The sequence below is a fragment of the Stenotrophomonas sp. GbtcB23 genome, from assembly GCF_019091045.1.
In the GTDB taxonomy this organism is placed as follows: Bacteria; Pseudomonadota; Gammaproteobacteria; order Xanthomonadales; family Xanthomonadaceae; genus Stenotrophomonas; species Stenotrophomonas rhizophila_A.
In genome coordinates this window covers 1-618 of record NZ_JAGXKC010000159.1, presented here as the reverse complement: position 1 = coordinate 618, position 618 = coordinate 1, and the positions used below count along the sequence as shown (strand labels likewise).

Annotated in this window: 1 protein-coding gene; it reads left to right on the top strand. The window is 62.6% G+C overall.

Annotated elements, in window-relative coordinates; all coding sequences use genetic code 11:
• On the top strand, positions 1–618 hold a 618-nt coding region (locus KVS69_RS18585; protein WP_217539458.1), incomplete at both ends, for an efflux RND transporter permease subunit.

Here is a 618-nt window from a genome sequence, read left to right as displayed (position 1 = left end):
CGATCCAATCGGGGAAACGATCGAGGGGCGCGAGCGCTATCCCATCGTCTTGCGCTACCCCCGTGGCCAGCGCGACTCATTGCAGGCCTTGCAGGATCTGCCGCTGATCGCGCCAGGCGGTGTGCAACTGACCTTGAGCCAGGTGGCGGAGCTGTCAATCAGCCCAGGCCCGCCGATGCTCAAGAGCGATAACGGCCGGTTGGTGGGCTACATCTACGTCGATGTGGCCGATCGCGACTTAGGATCGGTGGTCCAGGACCTGCAAGCCGCGATGCAGACCCAGGTGAGTTTGCCTGCCGGCTATGGTCTGGCCTGGTCGGGGCAGTACGAGTATCTGCAACGGGCATTGGCACGCCTGCAATGGGTGGTGCCCGCGGCGTTGGCGATCATCTTCCTGGTCATCTGGATGGTGTTTCGCCGGCTCAGCGATGTATCCATCATCCTGCTCAGCTTGCCCTTGGCGTTGGTGGGCGGTTTCTGGTTGATCTGGGGGCTGGGCCATGCGGTTTCGGTGGCAAGCATGATCGGATTCATCGCCCTGGGTGGCGTTGCGGCTGAGTTCGGCGTCATCATGTTGCTGTACCTGCGTCATGCTTGGGAGCAGCGCTTGGCCAGCGG